Source organism: Janthinobacterium sp. FW305-129, from assembly GCF_020858115.1.
Lineage (GTDB): Bacteria > Pseudomonadota > Gammaproteobacteria > Burkholderiales > Burkholderiaceae_D > Janthinobacterium.
On record NZ_JACYMM010000005.1, the window covers coordinates 373,557 to 398,487 of the forward strand.

Annotated in this window: 24 protein-coding genes and 1 tRNA gene; 3 read left to right on the plus strand and 22 right to left on the minus strand. The window is 62.6% G+C overall.

Annotation, left to right across the window (positions count from 1 at the left end; genetic code table 11):
* Positions 1-22: 22 nt before the first annotated feature.
* The 10 genes from IGS61_RS12755 to ybiB all read right to left on the minus strand — a co-directional run bounded on the left by IGS61_RS12755 (position 23) and on the right by ybiB (position 10,282).
* The gene (locus IGS61_RS12755; RefSeq protein WP_230539915.1) at positions 23-799 is read right to left on the minus strand and encodes a hypothetical protein; all 777 of its coding nucleotides are present in this window, start codon (positions 797-799) and stop codon (positions 23-25) included.
* A gap of 67 nt (positions 800-866) precedes the next feature.
* On the minus strand, positions 867-1,466 hold the full coding sequence (locus IGS61_RS12760; RefSeq protein WP_230539916.1) for a hypothetical protein: 600 nt from the start codon (positions 1,464-1,466) through the stop codon (positions 867-869).
* Positions 1,467-1,514: 48 nt separating this feature from the next.
* Complete coding sequence (locus tag IGS61_RS28005; protein WP_442908063.1) at positions 1,515-1,691, minus strand: tyrosine-type recombinase/integrase; 177 nt, start codon at positions 1,689-1,691, stop codon at positions 1,515-1,517.
* Positions 1,692-2,153: 462 nt separating this feature from the next.
* Positions 2,154-2,232 (minus strand) — tRNA-Ile (locus IGS61_RS12765).
* A 107-nt stretch (positions 2,233-2,339) separates the two neighbouring features.
* Positions 2,340-4,583, minus strand: a complete 2,244-nt coding sequence (rpoD, locus tag IGS61_RS12770) for an RNA polymerase sigma factor RpoD (RefSeq protein ID WP_076567827.1) — start codon at positions 4,581-4,583, stop codon at positions 2,340-2,342.
* A 464-nt stretch (positions 4,584-5,047) separates the two neighbouring features.
* Complete coding sequence (gene dnaG, locus IGS61_RS12775; RefSeq protein WP_070287782.1) at positions 5,048-6,844, minus strand: DNA primase; 1,797 nt, start codon at positions 6,842-6,844, stop codon at positions 5,048-5,050.
* A gap of 130 nt (positions 6,845-6,974) precedes the next feature.
* The gene (locus IGS61_RS12780; RefSeq protein ID WP_070223119.1) at positions 6,975-7,427 is read right to left on the minus strand and encodes a GatB/YqeY domain-containing protein; all 453 of its coding nucleotides are present in this window, start codon (positions 7,425-7,427) and stop codon (positions 6,975-6,977) included.
* A gap of 196 nt (positions 7,428-7,623) precedes the next feature.
* Positions 7,624-7,836 (minus strand): 30S ribosomal protein S21, encoded by a 213-nt coding sequence (gene rpsU, locus IGS61_RS12785; RefSeq protein ID WP_008451879.1) that lies wholly within the window; start codon positions 7,834-7,836, stop codon positions 7,624-7,626.
* A gap of 182 nt (positions 7,837-8,018) precedes the next feature.
* Positions 8,019-9,233 carry an NAD(P)/FAD-dependent oxidoreductase gene (locus IGS61_RS12790; RefSeq protein WP_230539917.1) on the minus strand — a complete coding sequence of 405 codons (1,215 nt, stop codon included), beginning with the start codon at positions 9,231-9,233 and terminating at the stop codon, positions 8,019-8,021.
* A gap of 56 nt (positions 9,234-9,289) precedes the next feature.
* The gene (gene ybiB, locus IGS61_RS12795) at positions 9,290-10,282 is read right to left on the minus strand and encodes a DNA-binding protein YbiB (protein ID WP_230539918.1); all 993 of its coding nucleotides are present in this window, start codon (positions 10,280-10,282) and stop codon (positions 9,290-9,292) included.
* 160 nt (positions 10,283-10,442) lie between these two features.
* On the opposite strand from ybiB, the gene IGS61_RS12800 reads away from it, so the two are divergent.
* Both IGS61_RS12800 and IGS61_RS12805 read left to right on the plus strand, forming a co-directional pair.
* Positions 10,443-11,069: a hypothetical protein gene (locus tag IGS61_RS12800; protein WP_230539919.1), complete on the plus strand. Its 627-nt coding sequence runs from the start codon at positions 10,443-10,445 to the stop codon at positions 11,067-11,069.
* 106 nt (positions 11,070-11,175) lie between these two features.
* Positions 11,176-12,237 (plus strand): 3-deoxy-7-phosphoheptulonate synthase, encoded by a 1,062-nt coding sequence (locus IGS61_RS12805; RefSeq protein ID WP_230539920.1) that lies wholly within the window; start codon positions 11,176-11,178, stop codon positions 12,235-12,237.
* An 88-nt stretch (positions 12,238-12,325) separates the two neighbouring features.
* Here IGS61_RS12805 and IGS61_RS12810 read toward each other — a convergent pair whose 3' ends face one another.
* Positions 12,326-12,733 carry a nitrite reductase (NAD(P)H) small subunit gene (locus IGS61_RS12810; protein WP_230539921.1) on the minus strand — a complete coding sequence of 136 codons (408 nt, stop codon included), beginning with the start codon at positions 12,731-12,733 and terminating at the stop codon, positions 12,326-12,328.
* Between the two features lie 210 nt (positions 12,734-12,943).
* On the opposite strand from IGS61_RS12810, the gene tsaD reads away from it, so the two are divergent.
* Entirely contained in the window at positions 12,944-13,984 is a 1,041-nt protein-coding gene (tsaD, locus tag IGS61_RS12815) for a tRNA (adenosine(37)-N6)-threonylcarbamoyltransferase complex transferase subunit TsaD (protein WP_230539922.1), read from the plus strand.
* Here tsaD and eutC read toward each other — a convergent pair whose 3' ends face one another.
* From eutC to IGS61_RS12870, 11 genes are all read right to left on the minus strand, one after another.
* Entirely contained in the window at positions 13,985-14,758 is a 774-nt protein-coding gene (eutC, locus tag IGS61_RS12820) for an ethanolamine ammonia-lyase subunit EutC (RefSeq protein WP_230539923.1), read from the minus strand.
* 9 nt (positions 14,759-14,767) lie between these two features.
* On the minus strand, positions 14,768-16,156 hold the full coding sequence (locus IGS61_RS12825) for an ethanolamine ammonia-lyase subunit EutB (RefSeq protein WP_230539924.1): 1,389 nt from the start codon (positions 16,154-16,156) through the stop codon (positions 14,768-14,770).
* A 36-nt stretch (positions 16,157-16,192) separates the two neighbouring features.
* On the minus strand, positions 16,193-17,656 hold the full coding sequence (locus IGS61_RS12830; RefSeq protein ID WP_230539925.1) for a TIGR01777 family oxidoreductase: 1,464 nt from the start codon (positions 17,654-17,656) through the stop codon (positions 16,193-16,195).
* The gene (locus IGS61_RS12835) at positions 17,653-18,297 is read right to left on the minus strand and encodes a DUF4166 domain-containing protein (protein ID WP_230539926.1); all 645 of its coding nucleotides are present in this window, start codon (positions 18,295-18,297) and stop codon (positions 17,653-17,655) included. The genes IGS61_RS12830 and IGS61_RS12835 overlap by 4 nt, the downstream gene beginning before the upstream one ends.
* On the minus strand, positions 18,294-18,848 hold the full coding sequence (locus IGS61_RS12840; protein ID WP_230539927.1) for a GbsR/MarR family transcriptional regulator: 555 nt from the start codon (positions 18,846-18,848) through the stop codon (positions 18,294-18,296). Before IGS61_RS12840 ends, IGS61_RS12835 begins: the two co-directional genes overlap by 4 nt.
* 67 nt (positions 18,849-18,915) lie before the next feature.
* Positions 18,916-20,034, minus strand: coding sequence for a fatty acid desaturase family protein (locus IGS61_RS12845; RefSeq protein ID WP_230539928.1), 1,119 nt, complete (start codon positions 20,032-20,034; stop codon positions 18,916-18,918).
* Positions 20,031-21,146: a sterol desaturase family protein gene (locus IGS61_RS12850; RefSeq protein WP_230539929.1), complete on the minus strand. Its 1,116-nt coding sequence runs from the start codon at positions 21,144-21,146 to the stop codon at positions 20,031-20,033. Before IGS61_RS12850 ends, IGS61_RS12845 begins: the two co-directional genes overlap by 4 nt.
* Positions 21,143-21,781, minus strand: coding sequence for a phosphatase PAP2 family protein (locus tag IGS61_RS12855; protein WP_230539930.1), 639 nt, complete (start codon positions 21,779-21,781; stop codon positions 21,143-21,145). Before IGS61_RS12855 ends, IGS61_RS12850 begins: the two co-directional genes overlap by 4 nt.
* Positions 21,778-23,073 (minus strand): F390 synthetase-related protein, encoded by a 1,296-nt coding sequence (locus tag IGS61_RS12860; protein ID WP_230539931.1) that lies wholly within the window; start codon positions 23,071-23,073, stop codon positions 21,778-21,780. Before IGS61_RS12860 ends, IGS61_RS12855 begins: the two co-directional genes overlap by 4 nt.
* Positions 23,070-23,900: an MBL fold metallo-hydrolase gene (locus tag IGS61_RS12865; RefSeq protein ID WP_230539932.1), complete on the minus strand. Its 831-nt coding sequence runs from the start codon at positions 23,898-23,900 to the stop codon at positions 23,070-23,072. Before IGS61_RS12865 ends, IGS61_RS12860 begins: the two co-directional genes overlap by 4 nt.
* Positions 23,893-24,930, minus strand: a complete 1,038-nt coding sequence (locus tag IGS61_RS12870) for an NAD-dependent epimerase/dehydratase family protein (RefSeq protein ID WP_230539933.1) — start codon at positions 24,928-24,930, stop codon at positions 23,893-23,895. The genes IGS61_RS12865 and IGS61_RS12870 overlap by 8 nt, the downstream gene beginning before the upstream one ends.
* Position 24,931: the final 1 nt, after the last annotated feature.

Here is a 24,931-nt window from a genome sequence, read left to right on the forward strand (position 1 = left end):
TACTGCATTAAATATAACGCTGTTAGTGTGAGAAAAACCGCTTAATTGCTGCTGCAACCTTGCACAACCACGCGCCCAAACTCTGCGCCATCAACCCTACCAAAAGGGTAATTCCTGCAGCTAGCCATATTGGAAAATTGAGGCCAGAAACCAAACCTAAGATAACGAAACATGCCACTAGACCAACTGGCAATGCCCGCTTTAGTGGCACGCCATGAACCTCAGGCACAATTTCCTTATGAACTGCTCTTACCCCTTCTTGCTGAATATCCGCCCATACACCTGGCCCACCATTCCCTACAGGCACAGTTGTCAAATAAGTAAATGTTGCACTTTGCTCACGGTTCAAAGCAATAATTTTATATTCTCGCCCATGCCGATAAATCTTCAATTGTTCCTCGCTAAAGGGTTCAGTAGGAGGAATAGGCACTTTCTTCTTGTATTCCTCTGTGTACTCAGGAATATATGTAGTACCATCAATTACGCAACGCTCTGACAACAGAACCGTGTCGCCAGAATAAATCTTAACTACAACATCTTTAAAATCTCTCGCCGTATCATTGAATAAAACCAACTTTGTATTATAAAGGTTTTTTAATTCATTACCTTGCCAACTTGCTTTTACGCTACCAAAAATTGCATCATCAGCTGATATAGCGACACTCTCGTGCTTTACCGTATATTGCAACTCTTGTACACGCCCCTTCATTAGAGACAGTATCCGAGCAGCTAAAGCGCCAACCATACCCGAACCAAGAGCAATAATTAGTTTATTATCAAGAATAGAAGAAATATCCATTTTTATATTATTTATTAGAATTATATTTAAAAAATATACCTTTATTTAGATCTGAGAACATATGCTGCTAAAAACCTGTTTTCACGTTACACAAAAGAAAAATGGCGTCATCGAATTGCCCGACAGTCCACCATATCCCCAATAACGTTGATACAATAAGTGCTCCCAACGACATCCATTTCGTCCATTTAAAAATAGATTCACCGCGCTTCACACGTTTCCACTCATAACGCAGTACTCGCTGAGTTTCTTCGAGCAAACGCGCAGTCAATGCGTCCCCACGATCAGAGCCTCTCGGCTTGCTCGAGAAATCTTCTAACATATCATCAATATAATTCGCAATGTAGCCCACCAAAATTTTATGTTCAATAGGATTTAGCCTCAGCAAGAGTGCTATCCGCAAATGTTCACTCCGTTGCAAAACTGCCAAATTATCGAAATAGTATTTTTTCCTTTCCTCATATTCTTCCTCTCTCAAATTCGCCGTAACGGAAACACTTTGACGTATGGAAGCCATGAACTCAGCCATTTCTTGTCGAAATTCATTAATCCATGATTGCCGGAATTCAGAGGTTTTCTGCTCTTTAGAGAAGACCGTGCTTAAGAACACCATCAACGCGCTTATCATAGCGGCGCATACAGCGCCAATTGCAACATCAGGCAACATTTCCAACCTCTTGAGCAATTAAAGATGGTAATTTTGCCACGTAAACAGCTAGATGCCCAGCAGAGAAATACGCATATCGTCACACCTTTGTGGACATTCCCATCCGCCGAGCTCCTGCAACACCTTCAATGGTATCCCATTTTGCACATGCCAACCTGCCCAAGTATGTAGCAAATCATGCCACCTAAAATCTTCAATTCCCGCTCGCTTTAAAGCTTTTTCCAGGCAGCTGTATTGACTTTAACAATTGATTCCCCCTTCAATACGAAAACATATTGAGGATGGCGACCAACTCGCAGAGTCAAAACGCGCATAGCGTCCTCATTAAAGGGAATTGGGATTGCCCTACGACTCTTTGACTGGTCTGGATGGCCCCACCCCATTGCACGAGACAAGTCAATTTGCAAGGTAACAGGTAACAGGGTCAGGTCCGCCATTCATACACAAGCCCAACCATAGCCGCATTGAACAACGATAATGACCTGTAGCGTACTTAATTGCAAATACAAGGTCGAACGGCAGGCAAAGTGCACAGCACCTCCTATGCACTCCATACCGCTATAAGATGAAATTAGTGACAAAGCCAGAACCAGCCCATCCAAACGGCCAAACCTTGCGACGATTGTCTCGCGCATAAAAAAAGCCCCGACAGTCACCCGTCGGGGCTAATTCTCTACTGCTAAATTCTGGTGGGCCTCCCGTGAGTCGAACACGGCACCAACGGATTATGAGTCCGCTGCTCTAACCAAGCATGAGCTAGAGGCCCGGGGACTGCGGCTTGGCGGCGCTGTTGAGCCCGCCTCGCGCGGCCGTTTTGGAAACGGACACGCGAGGATAGGGGTATCAGGGGCGTACGTCAAGCCCTATTGGCTTCTAGTTGCCTTCCAAGAAGCTTTTCAGCTTGTCGGAGCGCGATGGGTGGCGCAGCTTGCGCAGCGCCTTGGCTTCGATCTGGCGGATGCGCTCGCGCGTCACGTCAAATTGCTTGCCCACTTCTTCCAAGGTGTGGTCGGTGGACATCTCGATGCCGAAACGCATGCGCAGCACTTTCGCTTCGCGTGGCGTCAGGGAATCGAGCACGTCCTTGACCACGCCCCGCATGGACGCGTGCAACGCTGCGTCGGCCGGGGCCAGGGTGTTGTTGTCCTCGATGAAGTCGCCCAGGTGCGAATCGTCGTCGTCGCCGATCGGCGTTTCCATCGAGATCGGTTCCTTGGCGATTTTCATGATCTTGCGGATCTTGTCCTCGGGCATCTCCATCTTGATCGCCAGGGTGGCCGGATCGGGCTCCGCGCCTGTTTCCTGCAGGATCTGGCGGGAAATCCGGTTCATCTTGTTGATCGTCTCGATCATGTGCACGGGAATGCGGATCGTGCGCGCCTGGTCGGCGATCGAGCGGGTAATCGCCTGGCGGATCCACCAGGTCGCATACGTCGAGAACTTGTAGCCGCGGCGGTACTCGAACTTGTCGACGGCCTTCATCAGGCCGATATTGCCTTCCTGGATCAAATCGAGGAATTGCAGGCCCCGGTTCGTGTATTTCTTGGCGATCGAAATGACCAGGCGCAAGTTGGCCTCCGTCATTTCGCGCTTGGCCTTGCGCGCCTTCATTTCACCGGCCGCCATCTGACGGTTGATATTGCGCAAGTCCGGCAGCGGCAGTACGACACGCGCCTGCAGGTCGATCAGGCGCTGCTGCAGTTCCTTGACGGTCGGAATGTTGCGGCCCAGGATGGCGCTGTACGCGTGTCCTGCGTTGACTTCGCCATCGACCCAGTCGAGGTTGGTTTCATTGCCCGGAAAGACCTTGATGAAGTGGGCGCGCGGCATGCCGCAGCGGTTCACGGCCACGTCGAGGATCTGCTTCTCGATATGGCGCACTTCGTCGACCTGGCCGCGCAGGGTGTCGCACAGCTTTTCCACGACCTTGGCCGTGAAGCGGATGCCCAGCAACTCTTGCGAAATGGCTTCCTGCGCCTTGGCGTACGGTTTCGAGTTGTAGCCTTCTTTCTCGAAAGCACGGCGCATCTTGTCGAATTGCTGCGAAATGACGGCAAATTTTTCCAATGCCGTGCGTTTCAGCGTTTCCAGCTGTTCGGCGGAGAAGCCGGCGGCGCCCGAAGCGCTCGCTTCTTCTTCCTCTTCTTCTTCCTCTTCTTCCGCTTCGCCCTCTTCCTCGTCTTCTTCGACGGGAGCGGCCACGACAGGAGCGGCCGCGACCGGTTCGTTCTCATCGACGAGGCCGTCGACGATTTCGTCGATCTTGATCTCTTCGTTGGCGATGCGGTCGGCGGCGGCGATGATTTCGGCGATCGTCACGGGACAGGCGGAAATGGCCTGGATCATGTCTTTCAAGCCATCTTCGATGCGCTTGGCAATCTCGATCTCGCCTTCGCGCGTCAGCAGCTCGACCGAGCCCATTTCGCGCATATACATGCGCACGGGGTCGGTGGTGCGGCCGAAATCGGAGTCGACGGTCGACAAGGCGGCCTCGGCCGCCGCTTCCGCCTCGTCATCGCTGGTAACGACGGCAACGTTATCGGACAGCAACAACGTTTCCGCATCGGGCGCGTGCTCGTAGACGGCAATGCCCATGTCATTGAAGGTCCCGATGATGCCTTCGATGGCTTCCGGATCGACGATGTTTTCGGGCAAGTGATCGTTGATTTCCGCATACGTGAGGAAACCGCGCTCCTTGCCGAACTTGATCAGGGTCTTGAGTTTCTGGCGCCGGCGCTCGAGTTCTTCCTCGCTCGCTTCCGTATCGGACGAGAACGCATCCTTCAGCAGCGCGCGCTCTTTCGCCTTGCGGTCCTTGGCCTTGGCCTTGTCGACGGCCTTCAGTTCGGCCCGCTCGACGGCGTTCAGCGCGGCGACTTCATCATTTTCTGGCTGGAATTCTTTGGGCTTGCGGCCGCGGCGGCCTGGCACTTTTACCGACGGCAAAACGTAACCGGACGTATCGATGGCCGCCAGGGTGGCGGCGTCGGTGGTCTGGCTGACCACAGGCGGCGCGCTGGTCACGCGCGCTTCTGGCCGGTCGAGCGCCTTTTCGGCTTTCGTGGTAACTTTAGTGGGCTTTGCAGCCGCTTTGGATTCGGGTTTCTTGATTGGCACAGGCGCTTTCGATTACACAACGACTTGCTTTACGGTGGATTAGGATAAAGTTTGCTGCCAGTTCCCTGTCTACCTGCGGGAACCACCATCTTCGAACCTGCCGACTACGCAAATTCGACACTGTTACGTTACTTACACCTCATCGGCCACGATCCGCGGGAAGCGCAGCAATTCCTGTCCACCGGCTGTTGCCAGCCGCCTCGGCAAAAATTCCTGCATCGACCGCGTTGGGAGCGAGAGCCTGGCGCGGCTTGCCAGCGTCTGCGAGCCTTGCCCGCAACGCCGAAACCGCCAGTTGGCCCTGGCTGCCGACACGATCCACCGCGCCGATCAAGAGCCTAACTTACTGAAAACAAATACTATTTACGAAACAGAACTAGCTTGCCAAAGCACACAATACTTAGCATTTAATTATAGCACGCGAAAAATGTTTTTCCAGTGCGCGACATACCCTCAGAGCAAGGTTAGCGATTCACCAACTCGGCATCGCGCTCGCGTTCCAGCTCGCCTTGCTCCTGCATGATTTCGCGGTAGCGTACACCAATTTTCTCCGATGGCAAACCCGACGCAAACAATTGCTGCAATTCCGCCTTCAAGGCATTCAGTTTGATCTCGCGGATGGTGCTCACCAGCCACGACAATTCGCTGTCGTAATCGGATTCCGTGCCGGCCGCGATCTCGCCGATGATCTCGTCGTATTCGCTGCCCAGCTCCTTCAACTGCTGCGCCAAGGCGGCGAAACTGCCATGCTCGCCCAGCGCCTGGCCCACGGCCACCAGCTGCCCCAGGCTGTGCGCCGCATCGGGCCCCAGGTGCTGGAAGGCCGTCAGCGCCGCTTCGTCGATGCGCAAGGTCAATGGTGGATGCGCCACCAGCATGCGCATGATCTTCAATTCCAGGCCCACGGGCACGGGACGGCCCGATTTCGGCGGCGCGCGGTGCGCCACGGCAACGGGTTTCGCCAGTTCGAACAGGGCTTCGATCTCGGCCGGCGTGGACTGCGTCAACTGCGCCAGCCCCCGCACGATCTGCAGGCGCAGGGACGACGGCGCCATCAGCTGCAGCAGCGGTTTGGCGTCGAACTGCACGCGGGCGCGCCCTTCCGGTTCCGACAGATCATGCTCGCCCGACACTTCTTTCAGCAGGAATTGCGACAGCGGCATCGCTTCATGCACTTGCTGCTCGAAGCCCTCGGCGCCGAACTCGCGGATATAGCTGTCCGGATCGTGTTCCGACGGCAAGAACAGGAATTTGATCGTTTTATTGTCCGATACGTGGGCCAGGCTCGCTTCCAGCGCGCGGCGCGCGGCGCGGCGGCCGGCCTTGTCGCCGTCGAAGCTGAAAATCACGTTATCGGTCTGGCGCAGGAGTTTTTGCACGTGGGTGGGCGTGCACGCCGTGCCCAGGGTCGCCACCGCCTGCGGGAAGCCCATCTGCGCCAGCGCCACCACGTCCATGTAACCCTCCGTCACCAGCACATAGCCGGCGTCGCGGATGGCCTGGCGCGCCTCGAACAGCCCATATAGTTCGAAACCCTTGGAAAACAAGGGGGTTTCCGGCGAGTTCAGGTATTTCGGTTCGCCATGGTCGAGCACGCGGCCGCCAAAGGCGATGACCTGACCCTTGGTATTGCGAATCGGAAACATGATGCGTTCGCGGAAACGGTCGTAGCGCTTGCGGTTGTTGCCCTCTTCATCGACCTTGTCGATCACGAGACCGGCCTCGGCCAGGGCCACCACGTCGTAATCGGGGAACACGGAACGCAGGTTATCCCAGCCGCCGGGCGCAAAACCCATACCGAAGCGAGCGGCCACTTCGCCCGTCAAGCCCCGGTTTTTGAGGTAGGCGATGGCTTCCGGCGCGTGGCGCAATTGCCCGCGGTAATAATCGCAGGCCTGCGTCATGGCGTCGGACAGGGCCAGGCTCTGCGCCTGGATCTGCGCGCGCTGGGCCGGCGGGATCTTGTCGTCCGCTTCCGGCACGACCATGCCCACGTTCTGCGCCAGGTCCTTGACGGCATCGACAAAGCCCATGCCCGAGTACTCGATCAGAAAGCCGATCGAGGTGCCATGCGCGCCGCAGCCGAAGCAGTGGTAGAACTGCTTGGTGGGACTGACGGTAAAGCTGGGCGATTTTTCACTGTGGAACGGGCACAAGCCCATGAAATTGGCGCCGCCTTTTTTCAGCTGCACATAGCGGCCCACGACATCGACGATATCGACGCGGTTGAGCAAATCGGAAATGAAGGATTGAGGTATCACTGGCGAGGGCGGGTCTTGTTATAGGTCAGACTATACTACCGCACGCGGCCTGAGGTTGAGCCAGGTCAACGTGTGGGCTGTTAACAGGCTGCCAGCGCGACGGCTGGCAGCCCTTGCTACTATTGTATGCTTACGCTGCCGGCGTCAAGGCTTTCTTGACCAGCGCGGACACCACCGTCATGTCGGCGCGACCCGCCAGCTTCGGCTTGACGATGGCCATGACCTTGCCCATGTCTTGCGGACCGGCGGCGCCCGAGGCGGCCACGGCGGCAGCCACTTCGGCCGCCACTTCCTCGTCCGACAGGCCGGCAGGCATATAGCCGATCAAATGCACCAGTTCGGCTTTTTCGATGTCGGCCAGGTCGGCACGGCCACCGGCTTCGAACTGGGTGATCGAATCCTTGCGCTGCTTGATCATCTTTTCCACGATGGCCGTCACGTGGGCATCCGTCAATTCGATGCGCTCGTCGACTTCCTTGCGCTTGATTTCCGCCAGCAACAGGCGAATCGTGCCCAGCTTGCCCGTTTCCTTGGCGCGCATGGCGTTTTTCATGTCTTCGGTAATTTGTTCTTTCAAGCTCATGGCAATCCTCGTTGGTCAGTATGGGAACGGTGCTCGTGCGCGGCCAGAAACAAGTACGGGCCACAAAAGCGAAAACCCGCTGCGGCGAACCGGAGCGGGTATGCGACTCATCTGAAGTATCACTCCAGGCGAATCAAAACAAAACCCGTGGCGAACAATGCGCCGAACTACCCGGGTTGGTTCTGACTGAACAGTCTTAGAATAATTTTTTCGGCAGTTGTTGGCTGCGGATGCGTTTGTAATGACGCTTGACAGCAGCTGCCAGCTTGCGCTTGCGCTCAGCTGTTGGCTTTTCGTAGAATTCGCGTGCGCGCAATTCGGTCAGCAGACCCGTTTTTTCGATGGTGCGTTTGAAGCGACGCATTGCGACTTCGAACGGCTCGTTTTCTTTAAGGCGAATAGTGGTCATGTAAAATTCAAACCGTTGAGGTGGTGTATAGGAAGAGATAGATAGTAGCAGCTTTTATTGCGAAAGGGAAGCCCCTCCCCACTTGCGTGCGGCATGCAGCCTGCAGTCACTGGCGGAATGTGGCGTAAACCACGCACCGGGGGCGGCGCACCGGGCGCCAGAACCCCATCCTACAGACTTGCTTACTGCAAGGCAATACCTGCCGCCACGCCGGAAGCCCAGGCCCACTGGAAGTTGTAGCCGCCCAGCCAGCCCGTCACGTCGACCGATTCGCCGATGAAATACAGGCCCGGCACCTTATTGGCCATCATGGTCTGCTGCGACAGCTCGCGCGTGTCGATGCCGCCGCGCGTCACTTCCGCCTTGCGGTAGCCTTCGGAACCGTTCGGCACGATGGACCAGGCATTGATGGCCTGGCCCAGCTTGCGCAGCTGCGCGTCGGGCATGTCGGCGATGCGTGCGTCCGGCGCCAGGCCGTTCGTGGCCAGCAGGCAGTCGGCCAGGCGCTGCGGCAGCCATTGGGCGACGATATTGCCCAGCTGCTTCTTCAGGGTGCCCTTGCCTTCGATCAAGGTCTGCGCCACGTCCACTTCCGGCAGCAGGTTGATGACGATGGGCTCGCCCGGCAGCCAGTAGCTGGAAATCTGCAAAATCGCCGGGCCCGACAGGCCGCGATGCGTGAACAGCAAATCTTCGCGGAAACGCGCGCCCGTTGCCTTGCGGCCTTTCAGGCTGCCCGTTTCCACATCGACTTCCAGCGCGATGCCGGACAATTCCGCGAACGGCGCCCAGCTGGCCGGGTCGAACGTCAGCGGCACCAGGGCCGGACGCGGCTCGACCATCGCCAGGTCGAATTGTTTGGCGATGCGGTAGGCAAAGTCGGTGGCGCCGATCTTCGGGATCGACAGGCCGCCCGTGGCGATGACGATGCTGGCCGTCTCGATGTCGCCGCTGTCCGTCTGCAGCACGAAGCCGCCGTCCGCTTGCTGGACAACATTGTCGATCTTGCATGGCATGCGCCAGTGCACGCCGCCGGCGGCGCACTCGTCCTTGAGCATGTCGATGATCTGCTCGGCCGATTCATTGCAGAATTGCTGGCCCTTGTGCTTTTCGTGGTAGCCGATCCGGTATTTTTTCACCAGCGCGAGGAAATCCTGCGGCGTGTAGCGCGACAGCGCGCTCTTGCAGAAATGCGGGTTTTCCGAGAGGAAATTTTGCGGGGTGGCGTTGATATTAGTGAAATTGCAACGCCCACCACCCGAGATGCGGATCTTTTCGGCCAGCTTGGCCGCGTGATCGATCAACACCACGCGCTTGCCTTGCTGGGCGGCAACAGCCGCACACATCATGCCGGCCGCGCCCGCGCCGATCACTGCCACATCAAATTGTTTTGCCATAAGAATTCCGGTCACCGCTGATTACAAAGACGCCATTGTAAACTGCGGCGGCGCGGCTAGCGCGGCCGTGCTGCAATCTGCCGCGACGCCATCAGGCATTGCTCCACCTGTCCGGCGATCGACGGCGGCACAGGAATCTCGCCGCGCAGCACGGCGGCGATCCAGGCCGCCGTGGTGGCCGCGTCGCGCTCGGCCGGCAAGTGCGGCAGTTCTTCCACCAGCAATTGCTTTTCCACCAATACCGTGCGTTCGCCTTCGTGAAACCAGTCGATTTGCTGCGCCTTGTTGGCGTTGGCCACCGTTTCGCCCTCCGTGCCGCGCATCAGGAAGGCGTCGCCGCGCGCGGGATCACAGGCGGTCAGGAAATATTCACCGAGCATTTCCAGGTATTCCGGGTGCGTGTACGACACCAGGCGCAGGGCGGGCCCGGCGAACGGCTGCATGATTTTCACGAGGGTATGCGTGGAATTGCGCACGCCCAGCACGCGCCGCAGCGACAGCATGTGCGCCAGGCGCGGCGCCAGCGCCTCGATGGGCAGGAAGGCCGCTTCGCCGCGCGCCATGGCGGCCTCGGCTTGTGCATGGTCGAGCGAGGCGGGCACGCCCAGCGCGGCCAGCACTTCGGCCGTCGTGATGCGGCCCGGGTCGCTGGTCACGCCATGCACGAGCACGGGTGCGCCCGCGCGCGCCAGCAGCAGCGCCAGCAAGGCCGTCAGATTCGCCATCTTGCGCGCGCCGTTGTAGCTGGGAATGATGATCGGGGCAAATTCGCCGGCCGGCGCGGCCAGCGGGACGAACGACGCTTCGGCCGCGTCGAGGAAGCCGGCGATCTCGTCCACGGACTCGCCCTTGATGCGCATCGACAACAAAATGCCGCCCAGTTCCAGGTCCGACACGCGGCCCTCGAGCATGGCGCGGTACAAGGCGCGGGCGTCGTCGCGCGTCATGCTGCGCGCGCCGTTCTTGCCGCGTCCTATTTCTTTGATGAAACGCGCGGCGGGAAATGGCTCACCGGCCACATCGGTATGGGGGATGGATACAGTCGTCATGGCGCCAGCTTACACGGATTTTTCCCCGTGCAGAGGGGCTGGAAGACGCCATAGGCGCCGATGCAACAGTCTTTTCAACATATTTCTTTGAGGAATGTACAGCGCGACTGCATCCAAACGCGCCGCCGCTGCGTATAAGACTGCACAGGGGGAACTCATCATGGCACACGCGATCAAACAGGAAACTGCCTTCGTCGGCATCGAAACGGGCAAGCTGCTGCTGAAAGCCGTGCTGCTCTCGGGCGGCGAGGTGCTGTGCAAGGTGCTTGAAAACGACCTGGCCGGCTACCGCTGGCTGCGCAGCTGGCTGCAACGGAACGACGTGCCCGTCATGGGCTTGCGCGTCTGTCTGCGCCTCGATATGCCGTACAGCGAGGCGCCAGCCCGCGCGCTGGCCGAGATGGGCATGCTGCTCTGCGATGCCGAGCCGGGTCCGCTGGAAGCCTATGCGCGCGGCTGCGGCTTGCCCGACGGCGCGGCGCGCGGCGCCGTGGTGCTGGCCCAGTATTGCGCGGCGGCACGCCCCGCCCCCTGGACGCCGCCCTCGCCCGCCCACGTGGAGCTGCGCCTGTGGCTGCGCCGCCTGCGCGCCGTACGGCAGCTGCGCAAGCAGGAGATGGCATGCCTGGACGGCCACCTCCACGCTGGCCAGATTGCGCTGCATCAATTACTGCGCCAGCAAATCGCCTGCATGGACGCGCAGATACGCCAGTACGAAGCCGCCATCCTCGATCACAGCACGTGCGGCGCCAGCCTGGCCGGCGGCGGCGGGCCGGGCCTGCCATAAAAACAACTCATCCATTCCCGTTTTGGCCCCATCCCCGCCGCCAGGCCGCATTTCCGCTACACTATTGCCTCTTAAAGAACGCAATAGCGAAAGCCGAGCCAGAATCATGAATACGCCAGACATCGAAAATATCAACGTCACCTCCTTCGCACCCATGCCGACGCCAGCCGAACTGCACGCCAGGCTGCCGCTGTCGGAGAGCGCGTTCGACACCGTCAGCCGCGGCCGCGAAGCGCTGCGCAACATCATCGACCGCAAGGACCAGCGCCTGTTCGTCGTCGTCGGCCCTTGCTCGATCCACGACCCGGTCGCCGGCCTCGATTACGCGCGCCGCCTGAAAGCGCTGCAAGAGGAAGTCAAGGACACGATGCTGCTGGTGATGCGCGTGTATTTCGAAAAACCGCGTACCACCACGGGCTGGAAGGGCTATATCAACGACCCGTACATGGACGATTCGTTCAAGGTCAACGAAGGCATGGAGAAGGCGCGCCAGTTCCTGCTCGACGTGTGCGAACTGGGCTTGCCCACCGCCACCGAAGCGCTGGACCCGATTTCGCCGCAATACCTGGGCGATCTGATCGCCTGGACGGCCATCGGCGCGCGCACGACGGAATCGCAGACGCACCGCGAAATGTCGTCGGGCCTGTCGACACCGGTCGGCTTCAAGAACGGCACCGATGGCGACATCAGCATCGCGGTGAACGCGATCCTGTCGTCGGCACACCCGCACTCCTTCCTCGGCATTAACGCCGAAGGCAACGTCGCCATCGTGCGCACGCGCGGCAACGCCTACGGCCACGTGGTGCTGCGCGGCGGCGACGGCCGCCCGAACTACGATTCGGTCTCGATCGCCATCGCCGAACAGGCGCTGGCCAAGGCCAAGCTGCCCGCCAACCTGGTGGTCGACTGCTCGCATGCGAACAGCTATAAAAAACCGGAACTGCAGCCGCTGGTGATGGGCGACGTGGTCAACCAGATCCGCCAGGGCAACCGCTCGCTGGTGGGCGTGATGATCGAATCGAACATCGTCAGCGGCAACCAGAAGATCCCGCAAGACCTGTCGCAACTGACCTACGGCTGCTCCGTCACCGACGGCTGCATCGACTGGGACACGACGGCCACCATGCTGCGCGACGCGCATGCGCACCTCGTCAATCGTCCGAAATAAACGGCCGGGGTCAGCCCCCCGCTTGCGTTGGTGCTGAACCTGACGTTAGCGGCATCGAGGGTCTGACCCCATACCGCCCGTTCCCTGATCACGCCATCTGCACATGCGGCAGCACGGCGAACGAACCGGCCAGCGCCTGCTCCGCCTTGCTGGCCGGGATATTGAGTTCATTGAAGTCCAGGCAGATGCGCCCGTCCAGGATGCGCACGGCGTACATGCGCGCCATGCCCTGCACGGGCGCCACCAGGCGGCCAGAATCGAGCTCGATGATCCAGCCGTTCTTCGGCCCCATCAGGTTTTTCTCCATCAGCACCCCATGCGCCAGCGGGCCGCCCAGGCAAGGCACCGCGTCGAGCAGCGCGTACACCGTGTCGTCCGCCGCGCGGAACAGCGCCACGCCGGGCAAATCCTGCCAGGCCAGGCCCCGCTGCACCATGCGCGCGCCCGCCAGCGGCATGTCCTTCAGGCGGCAAATCATTTTCCATTGTTCCGGCATTGCTAGCTCCCTCGAGAAAGGCACACGCTTGACTAAGCAAGAGCGGTGCCAGTGCCGGCACAAGCGCAAAGCAGCCGGAATCGCGGGCAAAACCGGCCCGCGCCGCACTGCGCAAGTGCACACTGCCGCCGAAATGGTGCGCCGGCCGCACGGTGGACTGCCCGGCTTTCCTTTACAATGGCGGATTACTCCTCCCTTTTTAGCACCTTCATGATTGTTCTTGGCGTCGAATCCTCCTGTGACGAAACCGGCCTGGCCTTGTACGACACGCAACGCGGCCTGCTGTCGCACGCCCTCTACTCGCAAGTAGCCATGCACGAGCAGTACGGCGGCGTAGTGCCGGAACTGGCGTCGCGCGACCATATCCGCCGCGCCATCCCGCTGCTCGATGAAACCCTGACGAAGGCCGGCATCGGTCTGTCCGAAATCGACGCCATCGCCTACACGCAAGGGCCGGGCCTCGCCGGCGCGCTGCTGGTGGGTTCCTCGGTTGCCTGCAGCCTGGGCCTGGCTATCAACAAGCCGGTGCTGGGCATCCACCACCTGGAAGGCCATCTGCTGTCGCCGCTGCTGGCGTCCGAGCCGCCGGAATTCCCCTTCATCGCGCTGCTGGTGTCGGGCGGCCACACGCAGCTGATGCGCGTCGACGGCGTGGGCCAATACACGATGCTGGGCGAAACCCTCGACGATGCGGCCGGCGAGGCGTTCGACAAGTCGGCCAAGCTGCTGGGCCTAGGCTATCCGGGCGGCCCCGCCATCTCGCGCCTGGCCGAATTCGGCGACCCGCTGGCGTATAAACTGCCGCGCCCCATGCTGCATTCGAAGGATTTCAATTTCAGTTTCTCCGGTTTGAAGACGGCCGTACTGACCGTGGTCAAGAACCATGAAGAAAAAGTCATCGCGAATATCTGCGAACAGGACAAGGCGAACATCGCGCGCGGCTTCGTCGACGCCATCGTCGACGTGCTGACGGCCAAATGCGTGGCGGCCCTCAAGCACACGGGCTTGAAACGCCTGGTGATCGCCGGCGGCGTGGGCGCCAACGCGCAGCTGCGCGCCTCGCTCAACGCGGCGGCCGCCAAGAAGCGTTTCAAGGTGTATTACCCGGAGCTGGAATTCTGCACCGATAACGGCGCCATGATCGCCTTTGCCGGCGCCATGCGCCTGCAGATCAACCCGCAGGCCGCCAAGCACGATTACTCGTTCAACGTGCGCCCGCGCTGGCCGCTCGACGAAATCCGCGAAGTCTGATCACGCCAGCAGGAAATTGCGCGCGCCCGCCAGGGCCGCGCCCTCTTCCACCGTTTCATCCTTCAGCTCCACGCCCGACAACTGCCTGGTAAATGCCTGCGACAGCAAATAATGCAGCCGGTAGGCGGCCGGCGCATATGCCAGGCCTTCCGGGCGCACGTTCGAGATGCAGTTGCGGCGCTCGTCCAGCAAGCCTGCTTTCGGCGCCCACGTCAGGTACAGGCCCAGGCTGTCCGGGGAACTGAGGCCCGGCCGCTCGCCGATCAGCACCAGCACGGCCCGCGCTTTGATCAATTCCCCCACCTCGTCGCCGATGGCCACCCGCCCCTGCGCCACGATGTGCAGCGGCGACAGCGTCCACGCTTCCGGCGCCAGCCGTGCGCGCAAGGCGGCCAGGAAGGGCGCCGCGTGGCGTTGTATCGCCAGCGCCGACAGGCCATCGGCCGCCACCAGCGCCAGGTCCACGCCCTTGCTACCTCCGGCCAGCCGCGCCCGTGAAACATCGTCGAGCCGGCGTCCCAGGTCGGGGCGTTGCAGATAGTCGGCGCGCGTGGCGGCCGCGCTGTGCAGCTGCACGCAGTCTTGCCCTTGCGTGGCCAGGACGCTTGCCAGGGCCGCGCCATCGAGTTCCAGGTGCACGGCGTCGCGCGCCTGCGCGTGCGCCAGCTGGAACGCCAGCTGCGCGCGGGTCGGCACGCTCACGCCGCTGCGCCCCAGCGCGATGCGCGCCGCCGTATGCGCGCGCAGCGCCTGCCACAGATGGTTTTCGTCCATGCCTACCCCCTAGGCATCCAGGCGCAGCAAGGCCGCCTGGAAGGCGGGCGCCAGCGCCGTGTTCAGGTTCCCCTGCGCATCCGTGATCCGCATGCGCGCCAGCCAGGCGTCGAATTCCGGTGCGGGACGCAGGCCCAGCACGCGGCGCGCATACAGGGCGTCGTGGAACGAGGTGCTCTGGTAGCCCAGCATGATGTCGTCCGCGCCCGGCACGCCCATGATGAAATTGCAGCCGGCCACGCCCAGCATGGTCAGCAAGGCGTCCATGTCGTCCTGGTCCGCTTCCGCATGGTTGGTGTAGCACACGTCACAGCCCATGGGCAGGCCCAGCAGCTTGGCGCAGAAATGGTCTTCCAGCCCCGCGCGCATGATCTGCTTGCCGTCGTACAGGTATTCCGGGCCGATGAAGCCCACCACCGAATTGACCAGCAGCGGCCGATACGCGCGCGCCACCGCATACGCGCGCGCCTCGCACGTCTGCTGGTCCATGCCGTGGTGGGCGCCGGCCGACAGGGCGCTGCCCTGCCCCGTCTCGAAATACATGACGTTGCTGCCCACCGTGCCGCGCCCCAGCGACAGGGCCGCCGCCCGGCCCTCGGCCAGCAGGGACAAGTCGATGCCGAAGCTGCGGTTGGCTGCCTGCGTGCCCGCCACCGACTGGAACACCAGGTCGACGGGCGCGCCGCGGCGTATCGCTTCGAGCGTGTTGGTGATGTGCGTCAGCACGCAGGACTGGGTGGGAATCTGATATTGAGCTATGACGGCGTCGAGCAGGTGCAGCAGCGACACCACCTGCGCCACATTGTCGGTGGCGGGATTGATGCCGATCACGGCGTCGCCGCTGCCCAGCATCAAGCCATCGAGCATCGACGCGGCAATCCCCGTGGCGTCATCGGTCGGATGATTCGGCTGCAAGCGCGTGGACAAACGCCCTTCCAGGCCCAGGGTATTGCGGAAAGCCGTGACGACACGGCACTTGCGGGCCACCAGCACCAGGTCCTGCAGGCGCATGATTTTTGAGACGGCGGCTGCCATTTCCGGCGTGATGCCGGCGGCGACGCGTACCAGCGTTGGCGTATCCGTCGCGTCGTCCAGCAGCCAGTCGCGGAAATCGCCCACGCACAGGTGGGAAATGGGCGCGAACGCGGCGCGCGCGTGGGTATCGACGATCAGGCGCGTGACTTCATCGTCTTCATACGGCACCAGCGCCTCATTGAGAAATGTCAATAATGGCACCTCGGCCAGCGCCAGCTGCGCCGCCACGCGCTCGCGCGCGCTCGATGCCGCCACGCCGGCCAGCACGTCGCCCGAACGCAGCGGCGAGGCTTTCGCCAGCAGCTCCTTCAGGCTGGCGAACTGGTAAACATGGCTGTCTATCGTATGGCTGAAGCGGGGCATGGTTCGGTTCCTCCAAGGCCCCCATCTTACGCCAACTTATAAACTGCGCAGCGCCCCTTCCAGCTGCGGATAGCGGAAGCTGAATCCCTCTTCCAGCAGGCGGCGTGGGGCGACCCTCTGGCCTTCCACCAGCAAGTCAGCCTGCTCGCCCAGCAAGGCGCGCATGACGAAGGCCGGCGTCGGCATGAAGGAAGGCCGGTGCAGCACTTTGCCCGCCACCTGGGCGAAATGGCGCTGCTGAATGGCTTGCGGCGCGCAGAAGTTATACGCGCCATTCACGGCACCCTCTTCGCTGCGGTGCGCCACATGGGCGATGCCGCGGATGACGTCGCGCACGTGCACCCACGTGACCCACTGCCTGCCGCTGCCCAGCGGGCCGCCCGCGCCGAAGCGGACTGGCAGCAGCATCTGCGGCAGCGAACCCTGGTGGCCGAAGACGAGGCCGAAGCGCATGCAGCCCACCTGCACGCCATAGCGCTCCGCCTGGCGCGCGGCCGCTTCCCACTCCTGGCACAGCTGCGACATGAAGATGGCTTGCGGCGCGCTCTCCTCCGTCAATTCCGTGGCGTCGCCCTGCGGCTGCACGCCGTAATAGCCGATGGCCGACGCCGACAGCAGCACCCTCGGCTTGTGCTGCGCGCGGGCGATCCACGCCACCAGGTCCTGCGTCAGCGCCACGCGGCTGCGGCGCAGGGCCGCCTTGCGCGCGTCCGTCCAGCGCTGGCCGACGATGCGCGCGCCGGCCAGGTTGACCACCATGTCGATGCGCTGCGCATCCGATAATTCGCCGAACGACCGGATGCAGCGCACCTGGCCGTCGAAGGTCCACGCGGCCTGCTTGGGCTGGCGCGTCAGCACCGTCACCGCATGGCCGTCGGCCAGCAAGGCGCTGACCAGCTGCTGGCCGATAAAACCCGTGGCGCCCGTCACCAGCACGGACTGCGGCGCGGCGGCAAAGCGCAGGTGCTCCTCTTGCTCTGCAATCTCTTGCACCTTGCGCCGGCCCAGCTGCCATACGGCATACGCGTCGCGCAGACCGGACAGGCCCACGCCCACGCCGCACAGGGCGAGGAAGACGCTGAGCCAGCCATACGGCTGCCATACGAGGGCTGTCGGCAAGGTCGCCCATTCGCTGCTGTTCAGGGCCAGCAGGGCGATGAAGGCGCCCGCATTGATCGCCAGCACCGTGTGCGTGACCCGCTCCGTGGCGGGCAAGAGGCGGGTTTGATCTTCCACAACAAAATCCCACAGGGTCAGCACGATTTCCACGCCAAACACGATCACCAGCACCCAGGCCCAGGCGCCATGCCACTCCCAGGCGGCCAGGCCCACGAACAGCAGGCTGTAGATCAGCGCGCGCGTGGCGTGGATGGTCAGTTCCAGGCGCGCCGACGCCTTTTGCGGCAGCGCTTCCGTGATTTCATGGTGGTAGATGGTGTCGAAGGCGCCCAGGCAGCCTTGCGCCGCCATCAGTTGCAGGGCCAGCAGATGCGTATTCATGGTGTCTCCTTGTGAATTTCCGGCGCGGCGGATTCGCGGAACACGCCGGCCTGGGTAAACGTGGTGCCGAACAGCGCGTGGCGGATCTCGATGCGGATGTTGAACTGCTGCGGCGTGTCGTTGCGGTGGCACAGATAGGTCTTGCCGGGCGTGAGCACGCCGGGCAGCGGCATGCGCCAGCCGAAAAGATCCCAAAAATAGCCGTCGCTGGTGAAGTGCAGATTGCCATCCTCGACGTGGAGCAGCAGCTTCATGCCCAGTCCCATGCCCACGTATTCGAGCACTTCGCCCTTTGCGCTTTCAGCCATGTAGGACGTGAAGCGGATCGGCGCGCGCCCGTGCAGGCGGTAGGTGCGCTGCTTGAAGATGAAGGGGCAGCCGGGGCGCGAATAGACTTCGATATCGACGGGGAAGTCGTGATCGTCATACGGGATCAGGGCGCCGTCGATGAAGGGGCGCGTGAGCCAGCCCAGCACCTTGCCCAGGCGCGAACTGGTGAGTTCACTGAGCTCGCCCCGGTAGTACAGGGGCTGGCCGGGCGCGGGATTTTTCTCGAAGCGGCGGCGGATGTCCGGGTGCAGGGTGAGCCATCGCTCTCCCATCACCTTCTTGAACAGCTCTCCTTCCGAGGGGCCGTTCATGCTTTTCCCGGCTTGCCCGGCTTGTCTTCCGGGCTGAGGAACTTGGCCACCTTGCCGCCCATCGACAGCATGCGCTGCAGGGTGGCCGGCGGCAGGTTTTTATAGTCGCTGTAGGTGGAACTGAGCATTTCCAGGAAGGCCAGCACTTCGCCCATGCGCGCCAGCGTCTCTGGCGGTATCGCCGCATCCTGTTCGCCCTCGATCGCGCATTCGCGCAGCACCGTCAGGGTGGGGTCGATCTCGCGCCGCTTGCGCTCCTCCATGATGACGCGGAAGATTTCCCACACATCCTGCAGGGCGACGAAGTGGTCGCGCCGGTCCCCCATCACATGCGTGATGCGCGCCAGGCCCCAGCTTTGCAATTCCTTCAGGCTGTTGCTGACGTTGGACCTGGCCACGTTCAGGCTGGCCGCGATGTCTTCCGCCGTCAGCGGTGCATTCGCCAGGAACAGCAGCGCGTGGATCTGTGCCACGGTGCGGTTGACGCCCCAGCGGGTGCCCATCTCCCCCCAGTGCAGAATATATTTTTGCGTCGTCGGACTCAATTCCATGGTTTTCTCTTATTTCTGTCGTTACAGAAATGTAAGACAGAACAGAATCCCAGTCAAGCGCAATTCGTCAGGACTGTGCCGGTGGCTGGCCCATGGCGCGCAGGAAGGCTTGCTGCGAGGCGTGCAACTGGCCGTAACCGAGTTCGCGGTACACGAGGCCGTGGCGCGGCGCCAGTTCGGCCAGGATGCGCGCCAGCGCCGGATAGTGGCGGTGGCTCCAGGTGGGGAACAAATGGTGTGTCAGGTGCAGATTCAGGCCGCCGAGCCAGTAGCTGAGCCAGCGCAGCGCGCGCGGTTTCGGCGTCCAGTCGCAGGCCGTGTAAAACGTGTGCTGGTACCAGTCGTGCGGCAGGGTGCCGTCCTCTCCCGGCTGAAAGAATTCCACTTCGGCCCAGTGCGTGCCGAGGATCAGCGCCACCAGCACGCACGAGGCGAGCATCTGGCCCAGGAAATACGCGCCCAGCACCACGCCCCAGCCGATGCCGTGCTGCTGCAGCACCCACATGGGCAGCGCCAGCACCAGCGCCACGTGGCCCAGCTTCCAGCCCAGGAAGGACATCCAGCCGCGCCAGCCCTGCAGGCGGCTGTGCGCGGCCACGGGCGTCTTGCCAAAGCGGTCCAGCCAGTCGCCATACCAGTTCAAATACGGCAGCGACAGGGCAGCCACTACGGGCCAGTACAGGTATTGATAGCGGTACTGGGGCGCCCAGCGTTGGAACGGCGTCTGGCGCAGGAAGGGGTTCGGTTCCGTGTCGAGGTCATAGCCTTCCACGTTCGCATACGTGTGATGGAAATGCACGTGGCGGATGGTCCAGAAATCCGTGTCCACGCCCACGGGCAAGCCCACCAGGCGGATCAGGATGCGATTCAGGCGTCCCTGGCGGAAGACGGCGCTGTGGGCCGCGTCGTGCAGGGTATTCATGGCCAGCGCCATGGCCGCCATCAGGCAGGCGACATAGCTGGCGACAAACGGCCAGGTGCTGTCGGCGTGCAGCGCCAGCGCATACAGCCCCGCCGTCAGCGCTGCCAGGAAGACGCCTTTCGCATGCATGCGCAGGTCGGCAAAGCGGTGCCTGCCCTCGCTGGCAAGGTAGGCGTCGGCGCGTGCGCGCAGTTCGCGGCGGAAGGCGGAATCGCGGGCGGGCTGGAAGCGCAGCGGCGGCAGGGAAGGTACCGGCGGCGTCACGCGCGCGTCCCCGCCGTAGCCGGCCACCACAGGCGGCGCGCGCCGTCGAGGCCATGCGCCAGCAGCGCGGCCAGGAACACCATGCCCCACGCATCGCGCGGGCCATACCAGCCCAGATACAGGGCAGGCATGGCCAGCGCGATGGCGACCCAGGCGATGGCGCCCCAGCGCCGCGCGTCCGACAAGCCGCCCAGCGCCAGCGTGCCGCCAAAGATCAGCGCGAACAGGATCGCTTGCTGCGCGCCGGCCAGCGCCGCTTCGTGGTTGACGTAGTAGATCACGAGGCCAAACAAAATCACGCCGCCGATGCCGATGAACAGTTCGGGTACCTCGAAAGTGCCGCGCGACTGCCAGTGGGGAAAGCGCGCGCGCAGCCACTTGAACAACTTGCCGTTGCTGGCCAGGAGCGGATTGTGGGTTTGTGTCATGCCCTTCACGCCATAGCGCATTTCCACGCCCTCGAGTTCCGGCTGGAAGCTGCCGAAGAGTTTGTCCCAGATCAACAAGGTGCCGCCGAAATTGCGGTTGATGTAGCGTTTATCCGTGCCATGATGGACGCGGTGGTGCGAGGGCGTGACCATGAAGCTATCCAGAATGCCGGACTTGTTCACCAGCGCATTGTGGTTATACAACTGCACCGTGTAATGCAGCGACGAGACGACGAGGAAGATTTCCAGCGGCACGCCCAGCACGGCCAGGATGGCGATGAACGGGAAATTCGTCAGCGACGAATACCAGGAATTGCGCACGCCCAGCGACAGGTTGAAATGCTCGCCCTGGTGGTGCACCACGTGCACGGCCCACAGCAGCGGAATCTTGTGGTGCAGCCGGTGCATCCAGTAAAAGCACAGGTCCCAGGCAAAAAAGGCGAACACCCACTGCGCCGCCACGGGCCACCGGTCGACGATGTGCAGGTTCACATGGCGCAGCAGCAGGGCGAACGCCGCCACTTCCACGCCGCGGAACACCCACATCAGGATATGGCCGGAATTGAGGTTGAAGATGACGTCCTTCCACGGCACGGGCGTCTTGCGTACCCATTTGAGGATCAGCAGTTCGGCCAGCACAAAGGCCAGCATGACAAGGAAAGAGAGGGCAAAGGGATTCATCATGATGCGGTTTCAGTGGCAATGGCGCGGCGAGCTGTCCAGAATACCTGCATTTTCGCCAACATGCCGCCCGCCACGCCCACGGCCAGGCCCGCGGCCAGGTCGATGCTCACGTGCCGGCGCAGCGCGATGATGGCGTAGCAGATGGCCACGCCCAGCACCAGCGCCAGCGCGGAACGCAGCAGATGGCGTTTGTCGCACAGGGCCCACACGCACAGCAAGGTCAGGGCGCCATGCAGCGAGGGCAGGCAGTTTTGCGCGGAATCCGCCGCCTGCAGCAGGCGCAGCGCCTGCGTGCTCCAGGCGGCACCGTCGCCCACGGGCGGATATGCGAGCGTGGTCGGATACAGCAGGAAGACCACGCCGCAGGCCAGCGCGGAAAGCGCCATGGCGCGCGCCAGCCAGCGTACGCGGGCCGCATCGGCCGCCAGGTAGGCGTAGGGGATCAGGATAAAGAACGACAGGTACAGCCAGATGGCGGCATCCGTGTAGGGAATGGCGCGGTCGATGGCCGTTTCCGGCAGGAGTACCCCCTGCCCTTGCAGCACATCGCTGGAAAAATACACGAGGCCGACGCTGCCCCAGCCGGCCAGTAAATGCAGCAGGCGGCCGCGCACGGTCATGGAAGAAGGGTTCATGCGGTCGCAAGGCGCCGGATGCGGCGCCGTTTCATGGTGGGGTCAAAGGGAGGCAGTTCGCTGCCCGTCGTCCAGGCCAGGGCGTCGATGGCCACGCCCAGGCCGCGCAGCACCGTTGCCAAGTGTTCGCGCAAGGCGGCCAGGCCCGCGTCGTCGAGGGCCGCGTGCAGCTGCAGGGCAGCGTCGCCCGATTGCAGCAGGCGGTAGTCGGCGTCGGCCGGCAAGGCTTGCGCGAACGCGCGCGTCAGCACGTCGGCAAACACGGCGACGGGGGCGCCGCCGCGTGCAGAGGGAAGCAGCAGCATGTCGTCACAGCGCCCTTCGATGCCGTCGATGGCGCGCGTGGCGCGGCCGCACGGGCATGGCGTGGCGCGCGCGATCAGGATGTCGTCCAGGCGGTAGCGCACGATGGGCTGCGTCATGCGCGTAAAGTCGGTAATCATGGGCACGAAGCGCCTTTGTTCCGCATCAAGCCATTGCGGCTCGACGTGCACATATTCTTCGTTCAAATGCAGCACGCCGTGTTCGCAGCTGCTGGCAAGGAAACCTTCCGTGGCCTGGTAGATTTCATGCACGGCGCCGAACGCGTGCGCGATCAGGGCGCGGTCCTGCGCTTCGAGCACTTCGGCCACCGAGATGACTTTTTTCGGCGCCAGCTCCAGGCTGCCGTCGATGACGCGCAGCGCCAGCTGGCGCAGCACCTGGGCCGGCGCGACGATGACGGTGGGTTGATATTGCGCAAGCTGCGCGCACAGGCTGTCGAACGGTGCGAACAGGTCGTAGAAGGCAAACGTGAGCCAAGGCGAACGCACGGCCGTGTACAGATTGCTGTTCGCGCGCAGGAACAGCGCCACCTTTTCGCCGGAAAACAGGCCGTCGGGCAGCGCCTTGGCCAGCATCACGCCCGCCCATTGGGCCTTTTCGCGGGGGCTGACGGTAAATACGGCGCGCCGCGACGAGGTGCCCGACGACAGGCCCACGGTGATGTCGCCCACGGCGGGCGTGAAGTCGCGGCTATGTTCGGCCGCCATGGCCGCGTCCATCGCCTGCGCCAAAGTCACCCCTTCGGTGTTCATGGCGTCGAAATGCTCGAGCATCAGCGCCTTGTTCATGGTCGGCCACTGCGCCAGGGGCCGATCGCGGAACGGCGCAAAGTAGCTGCTGCGCGCGCACAGCACATCGATGAAGCGTGACAGCTGTTTGCGCTGGTAGGCGTCGAGCTGCGCGCGGCCGGCAAAGCGCAGGCGGCGCGTGCGCCAGTACGACAGCAACAGCCAGACAATACGCTTCACGGGCGGCCCGCCACGGGCAAATAATCGTTGGTATCTTCATGCGTGATGCGGATCTGCGCATTGCCCGACCGGTGCAGCTGGTGCAGCCGGTTCAGGGTGGCGTAGTACGGCGCGCGCTTGTGCTGGATGAGGAACGACAATTCGGACGGCCCGCGCAGCTGCTGAAAACTCTCCGGCACCCAGGCCGCGTCCGACGCCAGCAGGGTCCAGCCGCCGTCCTGCAGCACGAAGGCGCCCAGATGGCCGATGGCGTGGCCGGGCAGGTCGACGATGTAGATTTCGCCCGTGCCGCTGACGTCGCGCCCGTGCGTAAACGGCAGCAGGGCCGCCGGCAAGGCCGTCTCGGGCACGCTTTCGACGAAATCGAGGCGGTCGGCAATATCGTTCGGCAGCAGCTCGGGCACGAAGGCCTGGCGCACGGCGGCCACGCCGGACAAACCGCGCACGGCGTCCCAGCCCGTTTTGGAGGCCATCAGCCGCGCGCCGGGAAAGTCGCGCAGGCCGGCGATATGGTCGGCGTGGAAGTGCGACAGCAGCAAGGTGTGGATGTCGCCAGGCGATACGCCATGCGCGCGCAGCTGGCCGTGCAGCGACTCATTCTCGTCGAACGAGATGGGCGTGACCCACGCGTACATGCGGTACACGCCTTTCGACGTGGCGGCGCGGAAGTGTTCGGCATACCCCGTGTCCCACAGGTACAGGCCCGCGCGCGTTTCGATCAGGTAGGCGCGCGAGGGGAAGCAGCGGCTGGCCAGCCCGCTGCCTTTCAGGACCATGCAGGACGGATGGGTGCAGTGGCCGACGCGAAACGCGGTGATGCTAGCCATTGCGCTCCTTGCCCACCTTGTGCGCCGCCGCTTCCTGGCGCATCCATTGCGCCGTGCGGGCGATGCCGTCCTGCAGGCTGACGATGGGACGATAGCCGAGCACCTTGCGCGCCTTGGCGCCGTCGAGCGTCATGTCGAAACTGAGCGCGCCGATGCTGTAGGGCGTGAGCGACGGTTCGCGCCGCGTAAAGCGCGAGGCGAACTGCATCAGGCGCGCCACCACCGCCAGCACGCGGTAAGGCACGCTGACGATCTCGAACGGCTGCTGCAGGTGCTCGCAGAACAAAGTGCGCAAGATGTCGCACAGGCGCGCCGGTTCGCCATTCGTGATGTTGAAGGCGGCGCCGGAAGCGATGGTCTTGTGCACGGTGGCCAGCCACATCGCATGCACGACATTGTCGACATAGGTGACGTCGATGGTGGCCGCGCCGCCGTTGGGCAGGGGCAGCTTGCCGCCGCGCTGCTGCAGCACGCGCGCCAGGCGCGGAATCAAGACCTGGTCGTACGGGCCGAAGATGGCGCGCGGGCGCAGGATCACGCACGTCATGCCGCGGTGGCGGTCGACGCAATCCTGCACCAGCCTTTCCGCCATCGCCTTGGAACGCGCGTACGCGTTGACGAAGGCGTCGGGGCGGAAGGTTTCCGGCACCTCGTAGCGGTTGCGGTAGTCGAAATAGATGGCCGGGGTGGAGATGTGCACGAAGCGCGCCACGTGCAGGCTGGCGGCCGCGCGCAGCAGCTGGCCCGTGGCCGTGACGTTGGCGGCGATGAAGTCGCGCTCCGCGCCCCACGGCGAGGACAGCGCGGCGCAGTGCCAGACGGTGTCCATGCCGCGCACCAGCTCATCGACCTGGCGCGGGGTGGCTTGCGCCAGGTCAAGCGCGACGAATTGCGCGCCCATGCGTTCCAGTTCGCGGCCCACGGCGGCGTTGCGGCCCGTGGCGCGCACTTCCACGCCCTGCGCCAGCAAGGTGCGCACGGCATTGCGCCCCAAGCCGCCCGTCGCTCCCGTGACCAGTATCCGCCTCATC